Origin of the sequence: Limnothrix redekei LRLZ20PSL1 (assembly GCF_043235035.1) — a bacterium.
GTDB lineage: Bacteria > Cyanobacteriota > Cyanobacteriia > CACIAM-69d > CACIAM-69d > CACIAM-69d.
This window is the reverse complement of sequence record NZ_JAZAQF010000086.1, coordinates 409,987-424,268: the sequence shown is the minus strand read 5'-3', so window position 1 is coordinate 424,268 and position 14,282 is coordinate 409,987. Positions and strand designations below refer to the sequence as shown.

The following is a 14,282-nucleotide window of genomic DNA, read 5'->3' as shown; positions in this document are numbered from 1 at the left end:
TTTGCGGGTAGGATTGGCAATGACCGGGAGACGACTCATGAGCTGGGTGATGCTTCGGGTAGGTCTAGCCTAAAACCGGATTTAGAGCTGCCAAGTCGGCTTTAGCTTCTCTTTATAAATTAGCTCTTAGGCAGCAACGCTATTTTGATTTCAGATTGAACGAGGGCTTCAGGCATTCATTTGTAACGCTAACAAGCAAATTTGGTCTAAATTTGGTCTAAACTTGGAGAACTAATCGGCATATTCGTATTCATCCAACAAACTTTAGTATTGTCTACAAAGTGATGGTTTTCAGTGCAAGATGGCTTGCTCAGAAAGGCTTTCACCCGTTCACCATTACTGAACCGCAACACTACCGAATTTTTTAATCAATAGATTTCTAAGGAAATGCTTAAAAAGTCTGAATTGCTACTTTGCACGCCCCGATGGTCAATGCAGACAAGGGGCTTAAGCCCCTTGTCCTCCACAATCTTGTCACGGTGTAATCAGGGTTTTGAGCGATTTAGCGACAAGCCCTAAGCCCTTGACCTCCCAACTGTTGGTGCTTCACCAGTACCGCAGGTGACTGCTCAACCGTCCATCGTTATCAGGACGGTTGACCGGTTGGCGTTGAGCTAGAGGTTCATTCGCGATCGACTTCGCCATGCAGCAAATTATTGACCGCTTGGGCCATGTCCGGCTGACGCATCAGCGATTCCCCCACCAACACGGCTCCGGCTCCGGCATTCATTACTCGATCGAGATCTGAACGATTGCCCAGGCCCGATTCACTGACCACCAAAATATCCCGCGATCGCAGTTGCTCACCCCGCTTTTCCAAGAGGACGATCGTGGTTTCCAGCGTCACTTGAAATGTGGCCAAATCCCGATTATTGATCCCCACCAATTTCACCCCATCCAGGGCTAAAACCCGGTCTAATTCGGCCAAGGTATGCACCTCAATCAGCGCCGTCATTCCCAAGGCATTAATAATCTTCAAGAAATATTGCAGATCCGTATCAGTCAAGATGGCTGCAATTAACAAAATGGCATCGGCCCCGAGCGATCGAGCCAGATAAATTTGGTAAGGATAAAGCACAAATTCTTTACAGAGTAGCGGCAAATGCACCGCCTGCCGAATTTGTGCCAAATAATCAAAACTGCCCTGAAAAAACTCCTGATCCGTCAGCACTGACAAACAGGCCGCACCGCTGGCCTCATAGGTTTGGGCGATCGTCACTGGGTCAAAGTCCGCACGAATCACGCCCTTGCTGGGGGAGGCTTTTTTTACCTCCGCAATCAGGGCTGGCTGAGGGGCTGGCGGTTGGCGCAATGCGGCCAAAAAGTCCTGAGGGGGCTGGGCTTCTCGCACCCGTTGCTGAAGTTTAACCAGGGGTAAAGATTCTCGCAGGCGATCGACCTCTGCTTCCTTATGCCAAACGATTTTTTCCAAAATATGGCGAGGTTCACTATCAGGCACACGCACTTGATAGCGCAAGGTGTCAACGGCAACGGCCGGATTAGGCTGAATGCGACGAATTTGCATAGAATTTAGAAGCAGTGAATCGCTAAATGAAGAAAGGGATGAATTTTGCCGATTCTGATGTAGGCTAAGGGGCATCGGAGCATCGATAGCTGACCAATTAAATGAGCCAATTCGCCAAACAGCAAAGTTGGTGATTTAACTGGCAATTTACTAACGAGTAAATTGTCCTGACCAGGGGAGATCAAAGGCGATCTTTGGGTTAGGGTTCAATGGTCGAAGTGCTCTCGGTGATCTGTTAACCTTCATGATCGTTTGGACGATTGATCGTTTTAGCAATGCTCCCTCTGAAACGAGTGAGCAATTGCTTCAAGGCTCTGTAGGCCATCGCTACCCTCTAAACTGCTACTTCTCAAGATCCAGCACCCAAGTCCAGTAGCGACGAATTTGGGTTCAATAGGTTTGCCCACTCGTTTTGGATTGAGCGGCCCTAATCATATGCGAAATCAGTTGTTGCCGGATCGCTCGCCCCATAACTGGTCTGAAACGCCTTGAAATCGCTCTCAGAGAATTCCTTAAGGAATCTCGTAAGCAACTAGTGACTGCTCTGGAATCTGGGAAGCTGAAATCTGGGAAGCTGGAATCTGGGAAATCTAGATCATTCAGCCCGTGGCTGATTCCATGAGAATGCCTAAGAATGCCTAGCTTAGGAGGCCAGCACTGGGACACCGCAGGGGTGCGATCGCGATCGCTCAGACTGACGACAACGATCGACAAGGCCGCCGAGTACTGTCACGCGCCACGGGCTGAACCATCACTGGTTCAATCGGGCGATCGTGACACAATCAAAGTACAAAGCAATCCACCCAGAGAGCATCTATCCCGCATCGGTTGAGCGATGCAACTCCTACCTCTACCCTTCACCTAAAAGGGAGGTTCATCAATGTCTGTGCTACTCGTACTTGCCGTTTTGTTTGCGCCGGTTCTGCTGTCTTCAATGATGGTGGACGAAAGCTTTGATGAGGCTTTGGGTCATCCCAATCGCCACTGAAGCAATGTTTGTGTCACTCCTGTTTGGAATTTCCGTGACCACTCATTGCAGCTTTCTACGCAACTTTTCGTATCTTTGCGTAATTGTCCGTAATTGAGTTGTCCGTATTTGTTCGCAATTGATCGATGAAACCAGTTGAGTAAGACTGGTTCATGAAACCCATGAATGCAGACCATCGCTTATGGGTCAATCAGGAGCTAGTTGATTTCGAATTGGCTGATCACAATTCATTCGTTGCAGAAGTGAATGGGCTTTCAGCAAATGGGTAAAAACTGATGGGTTAAGAAGCGCCCAAACCTGGCTGAGACTGATTTCGACTTCGCATGTCTGCACCACCTGTCAACTCCTAACGCCACAGTTTCGACGTTACTCAGATCCCTTTCAAGATTTAATCTGCCGCAGCCCTTCAAACGCAGTTCAGACGAAGTGCAACCCTAAAGAAGTGCAACCATTAAAAAGGAGAGGATGCTGGTTCATTGAGACATGAACGCATCCTCTCCTTCGTTTAGGGTTCTGGTTGGGGCTGCAGTTTTAGCCGAATCGACCGGTTACATAATCGCGGGTGGCTTCTTCTACGGGATCGTGGAAAATGCGCTCCGTGCGATCGTACTCCACCAAATAACCAACTTTGTTGCCCGAGTCGGTGGCTTGGGCGTTGAAGAAGGCCGTGCGATCGCTCACCCGCGAAGCCTGTTGCATGTTGTGGGTCACGATCACGATCGTGTAGTCACCACTCAGTTCCTTAATCAGTTCCTCAATGCGGAGGGTTGAAATGGGATCCAAGGCCGAGCAAGGCTCATCCATCAGGATCACTTCCGGTTGAATGGCCACAGCGCGGGCAATGCAAAGGCGCTGTTGTTGTCCACCAGAGAGGGCCAAGCCACTGTCGCGCAGCTTGTCTTTCACCTCATCCCAAAGGGCAGCCCGCCGCAGGGAGCTTTCAACTAGCTCATCCATGTTGCCGCGATAGCCGTTGATGCGGGCCCCAAAGGCAATGTTTTCGTAAATGGATTTGGGGAAGGGATTCGGGCGCTGGAACACCATCCCAATGCGGCTACGGATGGAAACAGCATCGACCTTGGGGCCGTAGAGATCTTCTTCGTTGTAAGTAATTTGTCCCTCAACGCGGGCGCTGGGAACCAGGTCGTTCATTCGGTTAAAGCAGCGCAAGATCGTGCTCTTGCCACAACCGGAGGGGCCAATGAAGGCCACAATTTCGCCCCGTGGGATGTCTAGTGATGCGTCGCGCACCGCGATGCTGGGACCGTAGTAGACCGAGACCGATCGGGCAGATAACACCGCATTGGACGTGACAGAAGATTGCATACCAGTCAAACCTGAACTGAAAAGTGAAGAAGCAAAGGAGAGGCTCGAAACATCAGCATCCAGCGCGGTCGATCTCAACCCCATCATCTAGATCCGGTGATTACGGGCCATGAGAAGGGTGTGAGTCCCAATCCGATCGATCAACCGCAGAACGTTTGCAAAACCGTCATAACGTACCGGTCACCAAAGTTCCAAAGACCCAAAGAACTTCAGGGATTCCCGGAACTAGTTAAGGGCTTTCTGGAACCGGTTGCGCAACAGAATTGCTGTGCCATTCATGGCCAACAGAACAATCATCAAGATGACAATCCCGGCGGCAGCGTTGACGTGGAAACCTTGCTGAGGTCGGGAGACCCAGTTGTAGATCTGGATTGGCAGCGCGGTGAAGGGGCTTTGGGGATTGGTGGGGATGAAGGGAACGAAGGTCAAGGCTCCAATGGTGATCAGCGCGGCGGTTTCCCCGATCGCTCGAGATAGGGCCAAAATGGTTCCGGTTAAAATCCCCGGCAGGGCCAACGGCAACACATGGGCCGAAACCACCTCCCAACGGGTTGCCCCCAGCGCAAAGCCTGCCTGACGCAGACCGTCGGGGACGGTGCGCAGGGCTTCGCGGGTGGCCACGATGATCACCGGCAAAATCAGCAATGAGAGGGTTAGGGCCCCGGTCAGAACGCTGCGGCCGCCAGTGATGGGTTGCAGCCAGCGGGCAAACACCTGCAATCCCAGCAAACCATAAATGATCGAGGGTACGCCAGCCAGGTTGGAGATGTTGATCTCAATCAGGCGAGACCACCAGGATTCGAGCGAGAACTCTTCCAGGTACAGGCCCGCACCCACCCCGATCGGGAAAGCAATCAGCGCCGTCAGCACCAGCAGCCAAATGGAACCACCCAATGCCGCGCCCACCCCGGCCAATTCCGGCTTGCGCGAGGGCAGGCTCGTGATGAATTGCCAGCTAATGCGGGGCATTCCATCAATGAAGGTATCCACCAGCAGCACCACCAAAACTAGGATGGCAAGCCCGGTGGCCACCCAGGTGGCCCCAGCAAAGATGTTGTCCTTGACGTAGCGCTGATCCAGACGAGGGTTGAAGAGCAACGCGCGCGATCGCCCTTGGGATTCGTTTGAAATAGCCATTAGTCGTATTTTTCCTGGAAGCGACGCACAAACCAAAAGCTGAACACGTTCAACACCAGGGTCATCACAAACAGGGTGGTACCCACTGCGAACAGGGTTCGGTAGGCGATCGACCCGGCTGGCGTATCCCCAAGGCTGACCTGCACGATGTATGCCGTCATGGTCATGGCGGAAACAAAGGGATTCAGACCCAAAGTGGCATTCTGACCCGCTGCGATCGCCACGATCATGGTTTCCCCAATTGCCCGCGACACTGCCAAAATCACCGAAGCCACAATCCCCGACAGAGCCGCCGGTAACACGACTGCAATAATGGTTTCGCGCTTCGTAGCCCCTAACGCATAGGAACCATCTCGCAAACTCCGAGGCACGGCATAGATCGCATCTTCACTCAGAGAGGCAATCAGCGGCGTGATGGCCACACCCAACACAATCCCCGCACTCAGGGCATTAAACCCTTGCAGTCCGGGGATGATTTTCTGAAGCAGCGGCGTGACAAACAGCAGGGCAAAGTAGCCATAGACCACGGTGGGCACACCTGCCAACACCTCCAGGGCCGGCTTCAGCACCTGTCGCACCTTGGGGCTGGCATATTCACTCAGGCAAACGGCCGACAGCAGACCCAAGGGCAACGCCACCAAAATGGCGATCCCCGTGGTTAGCACCGTGGCGCTGATCAAGACAACGATCCCGAATTGGGCGCTGGCAAAGAGCGGAGTCCAGCGGGTTTCTGTGAAAAATCGCCAAATGGGAATGATTCTGAAGAAATCGATCGTCTCAAAGATCAGGGTGAAAACAATCCCGATCGTTGTGGCAACCGATACAAATGAAAAAAGACCCAAAATCAGTCGAACGATCAACTCTGTACGATGACTCGCTTGACGATTGGGCTGCCAAAGTGCGCGATCGCGCAGGGAACTCTCCATAGGGAAGGGGTGCGGTAACCCGCCAAAACCTTTTCGATTTTCTCTAGATTTAACTGCAAACCGGCAATCGGCTGATCAACCACTCAGTACCTGTCGCATCGCCTTGACCACGGAGCAAAGTGACCGAAGCGTGACCCCTGCTGGGTGCTCGGCCCCAATTGCTCCTGTTCAAGAATCTGCCACAAGCCAAGGGATGATCAGCCCTGTCATCTAAAGCCCCCGTGAGGATTTTAAAGACCCGGGCGATCGCCCCTCAGCGCCAGGCTGAACCCGTTTACTTCTTCTCGGCACCGCCGGCCTTCTCAGCCGCCAGCAGATCAGCCAGCTTAGCCCCAGCCGGAGCCTTGCCACCGAACACAGAACCGGTCACTCCCTTCTCCAGGCGCTCCTTCGCCAGCGTCAACACCTCATCGGGCAGCGGCAAATAGCCCGTATCCGCAATGATTTGCTTGTTAGCCGCATCAATTTGGAATGCCACAAAGGCCTTCACCTCAGGACGGCTGAGGGCATCCTTGCGGACATAGATGAATTCTGGACGCGACAGGGGTTCATAGGAACCATCGGCGATCGTGGCAGCACTCGGAGCAACGCACTTGCCGCTCTCGCCCTTGATTTCCACCAGCTTCAGCTTATCCTTGTTTGCTTCGTAGTAGGCATAGCCAAAGAAGCCCAAGGAGCCTTCATCACCCGACACGCCCTGCACAATCACATTGTCGTCTTCGCTAGGCGTGTAGTCCCCACGGCTCTTACCTTCTTCGCCGGTAATGGCCTTGGTGAAGTAGTCATAGGTTCCCGAATCCGTACCGGGGCCGTAGAGGGTCATCGGCTTGTCGGGGAACTTCGGATCCACATCCTTCCAGCTCTTCACCTTGCCTTCTGCGGCCGGTTCCCACATCTTTTTGAGTTGATCAACGCTCAAGCAGGTGGCGAAGTCATTTTTGGGGTTCACCACCACCGAGAGACCATCAAAGGAGATGGGCAGCTCCACATATTCCACGTTGCCCTTCTTACAGAGTTCGATTTCTTCTCCTTTGATGGGTCGCGAAGCGTTGGAAATATCGGTTTCCCCAGCGCAGAATTTCTTGAAACCGCCACCGGTTCCCGACGATCCCACAATCACCTTGGTGTTGGTGTTGACCTTCATGAACTCTTCAGCCATGGCTTCCGAAATCGGAAACACAGTGCTGGAGCCGTCAACCTTGACGGTGGCCGTTGCTTCCGCCGCAGCGGGGCTAGCACCAGCAGCAGGGCTTTCGCCAGCGGCGGGGCTGTTGCCTGCTTGGGGTGCGCCACCACAGGCAGCTAGGGAGAGAGCCAGGGCTGCGATCGAGCCAGCAGCCGCGTGACGGGTCATTCGACGCAGGAGTGAGTAAGTCATAGAGCTTCCGTAAGGGGTGAAGTCAATCAACCGATCGAGTCTGAGGTCTGAAATCTGAAACCTGATTTGAAATCGGCGATGAGCTGAAGTCGAGTGGGTTGCTTTACGAGGAAACTGCCTCGCGGCGGCTAAAACTGCCGGTTGCGCCGCCCGTTGGTGTGTGGTGAATAATGACAGGGGCAAACGGCGGCTAGCATAAACCGCTTGGGTAAAGAAAAGGTTAATGGGGCCAAGCCGCTTGCTGTCGCGATCGCTACAAATTCTTGGGTTTTGGGCCCAGGCTCCTCGTTGCTCAGAGTTGCCTACCGATTTTCGCATCCCTCCGCAGAAATTTCGCTCATCCGCTTGGGTATAGTTAAATTGGGGCTGCATCTTAAGGTTTCTTTTAAAATTTTCGTCAATCTCACCCCACAGCCCCGATTTTCCGATTTGCGTCAGAGCTAAGCCGCGCGATCGTCAAATCCGGTCTTTGGTTGTCGCTTTTGCCGCTCGGTCAGTCGGCCGCGGCAGGGTTGATTGGTTGTCCACGTTCACTTCTTAATTATTAAGTTCTTCGATCGTCACGAGGAAGCATCATGCCTACCACCCTGACCCCCGGCGACATCGCGATCGTTGGCTATACCGGTAATCAAACTCCAGATTCTTTTGCCTTTATTAATCTCGTTCCGCTGACAGCCGGAACAGTTATCTACTTCACAACTAACGGCTGGACAGGTAGCGCTTTTCGTGGATCAAGTCCAACAGATGGCAATGGAGACGAAGAGCTGCTGAGATTTGAAGTACTCTCCAACATCGCCACAGGCAGCATTATCAATAGTTCTGAGACTAAAACCTCATTTAGCTGGACTACAGTTGGTCAGATTGGTATAACTGCCACTGTTGATGGAGAGTATAGTTCTCTTGACCTTAAATCAGGCGGTGATCAGATCATTGCCTTGCAGTCTACTAATAATGATAATCCCCTTAACTCTGGATTTACGGCTATCTATCAACTGGATAATACAGGCTCTTTTGAGACGACTGGATCTATCTCTGGAGATTCTGCTAGCTATCAAGTTGCCTCATTGGCAAGCAGTAAGGCATTTTCTCTCCTGACATTTACTAATGGAGGTGTTTTTACATTAAGTTCACTCCCTGCTGGTGGGACAAAATCAGAATGGCTGTCAGCCATTAACTCTTCCAGTAACTGGACTTCAGCTACATCAGCAGCAGCACTTCCTCTAACAGACTTTGGCAAACAAATTGTCAAATTGCCGGTTAATTTGTCGATGAGTGCAACTACTGGTTCCGAAGCTGGAACAACAGAAATTACCGTTACTGCCACGACTGATGATGGAAATGCCGCAACTGATGATTCAGTAGTAGGAAATCAGACAGTTACCTTAACGATCACCGGAACAGGAGTTACAACCGGTGACTACACTTTGAATGGATTATCAACCAGCGCAGCCACGATCACAATTCCCGATGGAAAGACTTCGGGAACAGCCACCTTTAAGGTTGTCAATGACTCCATTGATGAGGATGACGAGACCGCAACTCTAACTCTCAGTAGTCCTTCGAGTCGGCTGGTTTTGGGCACGACTACTTCTCAAAATATTACGATTACTGATAATGACACAGCAGGTTTGATTGTTACATCAGCGGCGGGCTTAACAACCACCGAAGGCGGCGGAACAACAGATTTTACGGTTAAGCTCCAATCCCAGCCTACCAGTGATGTAACTGTTTCTTTAACAAGCACAAACACGGGAGAAGGAACAGCTTTTCCTACCCCTTTAACGTTTACATCTATCAACTGGAATATTGATCAGACGGTTACCATTAAAGGTGTCGATGATCTTGTAAAAGACGGTGATCAAGCCTATCAGATCAAGCTTGATCCTAACTCTGTAGACACTAAATATAATGGCTTGAGCGATGTAGCAGTTAACGTAAGCAATACGGACAATGACACGGCCGATATTGTACGCACACCAGCCTCGGGACTAATCACTACTGAGGCTGGTGGCACAGCAACTTTCACGCTAGTACTAACCTCGCCGCCCACCAGCAAAGTCACTGTTAATCTGACTAGTTCAGATACCACTGAAGGAACTGTGTTGCCCGTTTCAGTGGAGTTTGACAACACTAACTGGAATACAACCAAAACTGTGACGGTTACAGGTGTTGATGACTCACTGGTGGATGGCAATATTGCCTACAACATCAATGGTTCCCTGACTAGTAGTGATGCTAATTACTCAGGTAAAACCTTCACAATTACAGCAACCAACACCGATAACGACACGGCTAGCGGCGGTGGTTCCTCCGGAGGCGGCACTTCTGGAGGAACATCGGGAGGCGGCACACCAACCGGTGGAAGCAGCACACCAACCACCAGTGGCCCGGGAGTTGTGATCGATGCGTCGCGGGGCATTGTGATTAATGGTGGATCGAACTCGGGGTCGGGAGTCACTTTCCCGAATATTTCGACGGTTACCCCGATCGGCAGTTCACGGGCCCCCGTTTGTAATTTAGCAACGCAGCCAGCACCGCTGCCGCTGCCTGATTTACCCGGAGTGCAGTTTCAGCAAAACTCGATCGCCCAGCCGGCCACGTTGGGCCGCAACTCCAGCGATTTCATTACCGGATCGGGACGCAGCGAAGAGATTCGGGGTGGCGAGGGAGCCGATCGCATCTTTGGGCTAGGTGGCAACGATAACCTCTACGGTGATGCGGGCAACGACCAGCTCAACGGCAACGCGGGGGATGACGTGGTGCAAGGGGGCCCCGGGCGCGATCGCATCTTTGGGGGCAGTGGCCAGGATGCCCTTTGGGGCGGCCGAGATGATGATTTTCTGTGGGGTGATTTGGGTCAAGACCTGTTGGTAGGCGGCGCGGGCAATGACACCCTGTTTGGTGACCTTGATGGGGGAGTGACCCGAGATCTCCTGGGTAGCGAAGCGGATGCCGATCGCCTGTTGGGTGGCGAAGGTAATGATTTGTTGGTTGGTCAGAATGGCGACGATACCTTGGGCGGCGGCAATGGTAACGACACCCTCTTTGGCGGTTGGGGCAAAGATCTGCTGTTAGGCAACGATGGAGACGATTGGCTAGACGGTGGCCAAGGAGACGATACCTTGGGTGGTGGCGTGGGACGGGATACGTTCGTGTTGGGCGATCGCCCCGGAACCATCACGATTCTGGACTTTGAGCGAGGGGTCGATCGCATCACCGGCCTTGATTTTGGTCAGGTCACCTTCGAGTCTGTGGGCTGCGATACGAAGGTGCTGCTGGGTAATCGAGTGGTGGCATACCTAGTGGGTGCTCCCGCTGACGGCATTAGCGGCTTTTAGACCAACTGGCTGAGGGTTGCTGGTGGGTGCTGGCCAGGGGCTGGGGAAATGGGGCCGATTTTGCGGCGATCGGCTCCCTGTGCGGCATTCTTTGCTCAAAATTGTTTGCTCAAAATTTGAGAGCTGGTTTCAGGGCGATCGACTCCTAGAACCTCTATCAGTCACACCATCCATCGAAAACTATAGAAGTATTTAAGAATCTCAAATGAAATTGATCGTCATCGATCAGAATCAGGCGCAAATGGCCGGTAACCACCAGTAGATGAGCTATATATGAATGAGCGGATCGAATATCCTAAGATTCGTCGTAGCCGACAGCATAATCGCTACCATTGCAAACCCGCACTGGTATTCTGACCGCAAAAGCAACATCGATGTTTAGGCCCTCAAAGCCTGAGTCATCGGTTAGAGCATGTCTGACAAGCCAAAACGGCTATCTTGTGGGTCTTATCGATCGACGACAAGGGGCTTAAGCCCCCTGCCCCGAAGGCAACTTGTGCTTTGCCAGTACCCCAAGTTACGTCTCAGACATTCTCCTAGGGGTGCAACAGGATATTCGTAACTGTCTTCAGTTTCAGGTTCAACTGCTAATCATCGCGTGATTCGCACGGTTCTATGACTTCGCAGCCGACTAGTATTGGTGTTTCAACTGTGGCTGGAACCACTGAAACGGTTCTTCATATCCCTGAGCGCCTCTCTGTTCTGGAAGCCGTTGATTTTAAGGACACCTGCAAAATGCTCTGTGAATCGGAATCACTTCCGGTTCAAATCACTCTGGACTTCAGCCGCACCGCTTTTGTGGACAGTAGCGGTATCGGTGCATTGGTCAGTAGCTATAAGCTGGCCCATGCGACGGGTGTGAGCTTTGTATTGCGGGATGTGCAGCCGCCAGTGATGGCCGTGCTGTCCATGACTGGTCTGGATGCGATGTTGCCGATCGAACGGGCCACCGCCCCAATGAGCGCCAAGGCCGCATCAGAAGATATGTTGCCACCGGCCACTCACCCCTCGGTGCGATCGTGGGTGAAGCGTACCCTCGACATTGCGGGTTCGTTGGTGGGGCTGACCATTTTGGGCGTATTATTTATCCCCCTCGCGATCGCCATTCGTCTCGATAGCCCTGGCCCCATTCTCTTTAGCCAGTCCCGTTGCGGTTGGATGGGTAAGCGGTTTCGGCTTTGGAAATTTCGCTCCATGGTTTCTGATGCGGAAGCCCGGCGTAACGAGGTTAAAAACCAAGCTGAGGGTGCGTTCTTCAAGAATGACAACGATCCCCGCATTACTCGCATTGGCCGTTTTTTACGTCGCACCAGCCTGGACGAGCTACCCCAGTTTTGGAACGTGTTGCGGGGAGATATGAGCCTGGTGGGCACTCGGCCGCCCACGCCTGATGAGGTGGAGCGCTACGAGGTTCCCCAATGGCAGCGGTTAGATGTGCGTCCTGGGATGACTGGTGAGTGGCAGGTTAATGGGCGATCGACGGTGAAAAAATTTGAGGACGTGATTCGCCTAGACCTGAAATATCAGGAAAATTGGAGTTTGAAGCACGACTTAAAACTCATTTTCAAAACCGTCGCACTTCTGTTTTCCCGCAGCAGCGGCGCAATGTAGTTAGGCGAGTCACATGGGCGCGCGTCCTCAAGGTTCGATCAGATCAAACCGCTTCAAATCTCTGCGCGGCCGCCTTGCCTGGTTGCGAGATTGCTTGCGGCCTCGTCGCTGGCAGCAATGGTGGACTCAGGGGTTGGGGCCCCGTCTGCACCATTGGTGGGACTATCAAACGGATAACCGCTGGATGCCCACCAGCCATCAATCGCACCTGCACCTCACAACGGATCTTCAGGAACTGCCTTCGTTGTTGCAGTGGTTTGATGTCATTTTGAAGCGGGCTATTCCTGAATCGCTGCCGCCACAATTTTTGTGGGAGTGCCAGTTGATCTTGACGGAAGGATTTACGAATGCGGCTCGCCATGCGCACCATCACCGCCCCCCACACACCCCGATCGTGGTTGAGGTGGGCCGTTGCGGACGTTGTTTAAATATTCAAATTTGGGACTATGGCGATCCCTTTGATTGGGATGCAAAGTTGGCTTTACTGAAGCAGGAAAAGCGCAGCCCTCTGGATAAGGAATCGGGGCGGGGATTGATGTTTATGGAGCAATTGTCGCGGCGGGTGCGTTACCGTCGCTATGGAAAGCGCAATTGCTTGATGGTTCAAAAATCGTTCCCCAGTTAGCTTTCCGGGTCATTTGTTTGATTCAGGAGTTAAGAGCTTTGGGTTAAAGGGCGGCCGCGCCAAGTCCATCCCCAACCGGTTTCGATTTTGATGATTGAGGCGATCGCGATCGCGAAAACTAAAACGCCACCCACACCCATCAGCCACCAGTAGCGCAGGGATTGGTCCGTTTGTTGGGCGATCGCCCAGCGCATCCAGCAGACCGCGATCGTGGTGGCGAGTGCCAGCCCACAGGACGCAAACCCAAGGAGAGAGGGGCCGTCAATCAGTAGCCCGATCGCCCCGATTAACAACCCCAGCCAGGGCATGGCAAACACTCCAAATAACCCCGCTGCTGAGATTAGGGTTTTAGGGATGTTGCTTTGGTTAGCAATGTGCCAATGTTTGGTCCAACCTTCCCACAGGGCCGCAAAGTTTTGATACATCCGCACGCGCATTAACCCCAACCCCAGCGCGAAATGCAGCGATCGCCCACTTTGGCGAATTTGGCGGGCGAGGGCCAGGTCTTCGGTTAATTCATGGCCCACGGCGGCGTGGCCACCGATGGCGGCATAGCTCGATCGCCGAAAGAACATGAAGGGCCCCGCTGCAAAGGCCGTGGGCGATTTGGGATCGTTCAAGGTGCGGAAGTCAAAGGCAATGGCCATGGCGCTGGCCACAATGGGCTGCACCAACCATTCTGAGAGACAGCCACAAACCAACAGGGGGGCGCAACTGAGCAAGTCGATTTGTTGGCGATCGGCGAGGGTCAAAGCGGCCCCGATCGCCCCAGGAGCCAACCGCACATCGGCATCAATAAACAGCAGATAGTCTACGGTTTCCCCGATCGCCTCTGTCACTTGGGCACAGGCCCAGTTTTTGCCTAACCACAATTGCTCCGTGGGGCGCGGGGGCACTCGCAGCACCCGCAACCGGGCATCGGTGGGCATCAAGGCTGCGGCCAGGGCCAAGGTGCGATCGCTGGATTGGTCATCAGCAACCCACACTTGTAATTCCACAGTGTCCGGTAGCTCACTGGCCAAGACCGATCGCACGCAATCCACGATGTTCACTTCTTCGTTGTAGGCGGGAATTACCACCGCAATCGATCGAGCCGGAACCTCCGCGAGAGTCACCGGCTCCAGCCGCGATGCACCGGCCAAGGACTGGCACGATCGCACCCAAAAGATCCCAATTCCTAACCCAGACAGGGCCAAGAGTCCATCCAAAATCAGCCAACCCACCATAGTCTTGTCACCCGGCTTGTCACCGCTGCTGTGCCTGGTCTCGCAGGCATCGATACCCTATGCACCAATCCATATGCATCAATTCAATGGATTCGTACCCAACCAATGCACTCATCCTAAATGACAAGCGATCGGGCAGGTTATCCCTACCCGATCGCTCCTGGAATGACTCTGAAACAACCCTAAAACGAAGTGAATTTCA

General features: G+C 53.0%; 10 protein-coding genes. 3 read left to right on the top strand and 7 right to left on the bottom strand.

Annotated features, from left to right (window positions below):
* Window positions 1–622: 622 nt before the first annotated feature.
* From trpC to VPK24_RS16465, 6 genes are all read right to left on the bottom strand, one after another.
* The gene (gene trpC, locus VPK24_RS16490; protein WP_393014972.1) at window positions 623–1,525 is read right to left on the bottom strand and encodes an indole-3-glycerol phosphate synthase TrpC; all 903 of its coding nucleotides are present in this window, start codon (window positions 1,523–1,525) and stop codon (window positions 623–625) included.
* Window positions 1,526–3,044: 1,519 nt separating this feature from the next.
* On the bottom strand, window positions 3,045–3,839 hold the full coding sequence (pstB, locus tag VPK24_RS16485; protein WP_099532015.1) for a phosphate ABC transporter ATP-binding protein PstB: 795 nt from the start codon (window positions 3,837–3,839) through the stop codon (window positions 3,045–3,047).
* A 225-nt stretch (window positions 3,840–4,064) separates the two neighbouring features.
* Window positions 4,065–4,976 carry a phosphate ABC transporter permease PstA gene (gene pstA, locus VPK24_RS16480; protein ID WP_393014970.1) on the bottom strand — a complete coding sequence of 304 codons (912 nt, stop codon included), beginning with the start codon at window positions 4,974–4,976 and terminating at the stop codon, window positions 4,065–4,067.
* Window positions 4,976–5,902 carry a phosphate ABC transporter permease subunit PstC gene (pstC, locus tag VPK24_RS16475; RefSeq protein WP_393014968.1) on the bottom strand — a complete coding sequence of 309 codons (927 nt, stop codon included), beginning with the start codon at window positions 5,900–5,902 and terminating at the stop codon, window positions 4,976–4,978. The genes pstA and pstC overlap by 1 nt, the downstream gene beginning before the upstream one ends.
* A gap of 274 nt (window positions 5,903–6,176) precedes the next feature.
* Complete coding sequence (locus VPK24_RS16470) at window positions 6,177–7,280, bottom strand: PstS family phosphate ABC transporter substrate-binding protein (protein WP_393014966.1); 1,104 nt, start codon at window positions 7,278–7,280, stop codon at window positions 6,177–6,179.
* Between the two features lie 1,051 nt (window positions 7,281–8,331).
* Window positions 8,332–8,604, bottom strand: coding sequence for a hypothetical protein (locus VPK24_RS16465; RefSeq protein ID WP_393014964.1), 273 nt, complete (start codon window positions 8,602–8,604; stop codon window positions 8,332–8,334).
* Window positions 8,605–9,379: 775 nt separating this feature from the next.
* On the opposite strand from VPK24_RS16465, the gene VPK24_RS16460 reads away from it, so the two are divergent.
* From VPK24_RS16460 to VPK24_RS16450, 3 genes are all read left to right on the top strand, one after another.
* Window positions 9,380–10,618: a calcium-binding protein gene (locus VPK24_RS16460; RefSeq protein WP_393014962.1), complete on the top strand. Its 1,239-nt coding sequence runs from the start codon at window positions 9,380–9,382 to the stop codon at window positions 10,616–10,618.
* Window positions 10,619–11,233: 615 nt separating this feature from the next.
* Window positions 11,234–12,229 carry a sugar transferase gene (locus VPK24_RS16455; protein WP_393014960.1) on the top strand — a complete coding sequence of 332 codons (996 nt, stop codon included), beginning with the start codon at window positions 11,234–11,236 and terminating at the stop codon, window positions 12,227–12,229.
* Between the two features lie 94 nt (window positions 12,230–12,323).
* Window positions 12,324–12,854: an ATP-binding protein gene (locus tag VPK24_RS16450; RefSeq protein ID WP_190529655.1), complete on the top strand. Its 531-nt coding sequence runs from the start codon at window positions 12,324–12,326 to the stop codon at window positions 12,852–12,854.
* A 29-nt stretch (window positions 12,855–12,883) separates the two neighbouring features.
* Here the strand turns inward: VPK24_RS16450 and VPK24_RS16445 are convergent, their stop codons facing one another.
* Window positions 12,884–14,080: a glycosyltransferase gene (locus tag VPK24_RS16445; protein WP_393014958.1), complete on the bottom strand. Its 1,197-nt coding sequence runs from the start codon at window positions 14,078–14,080 to the stop codon at window positions 12,884–12,886.
* Between the last annotated feature and the right edge of the window lie 202 nt (window positions 14,081–14,282).

Excerpts from the sequence above, each read along its gene's own strand:
- pstA (WP_393014970.1), bottom strand. The coding sequence starts at position 4,976 with ATGGCTATTTCAAACGAATCCCAAGGGCGATCGCGCGCGTTGCTCTTC.
- pstB (WP_099532015.1), bottom strand. The coding sequence starts at position 3,839 with ATGCAATCTTCTGTCACGTCCAATGCGGTGTTATCTGCCCGATCGGTC.
- pstC (WP_393014968.1), bottom strand. The coding sequence starts at position 5,902 with ATGGAGAGTTCCCTGCGCGATCGCGCACTTTGGCAGCCCAATCGTCAA.
- VPK24_RS16455 (WP_393014960.1), top strand. The coding sequence starts at position 11,234 with ATGACTTCGCAGCCGACTAGTATTGGTGTTTCAACTGTGGCTGGAACC.
- VPK24_RS16470 (WP_393014966.1), bottom strand. The coding sequence starts at position 7,280 with ATGACTTACTCACTCCTGCGTCGAATGACCCGTCACGCGGCTGCTGGC.
- VPK24_RS16445 (WP_393014958.1), bottom strand. The coding sequence starts at position 14,080 with ATGGTGGGTTGGCTGATTTTGGATGGACTCTTGGCCCTGTCTGGGTTA.
- trpC (WP_393014972.1), bottom strand. The coding sequence starts at position 1,525 with ATGCAAATTCGTCGCATTCAGCCTAATCCGGCCGTTGCCGTTGACACC.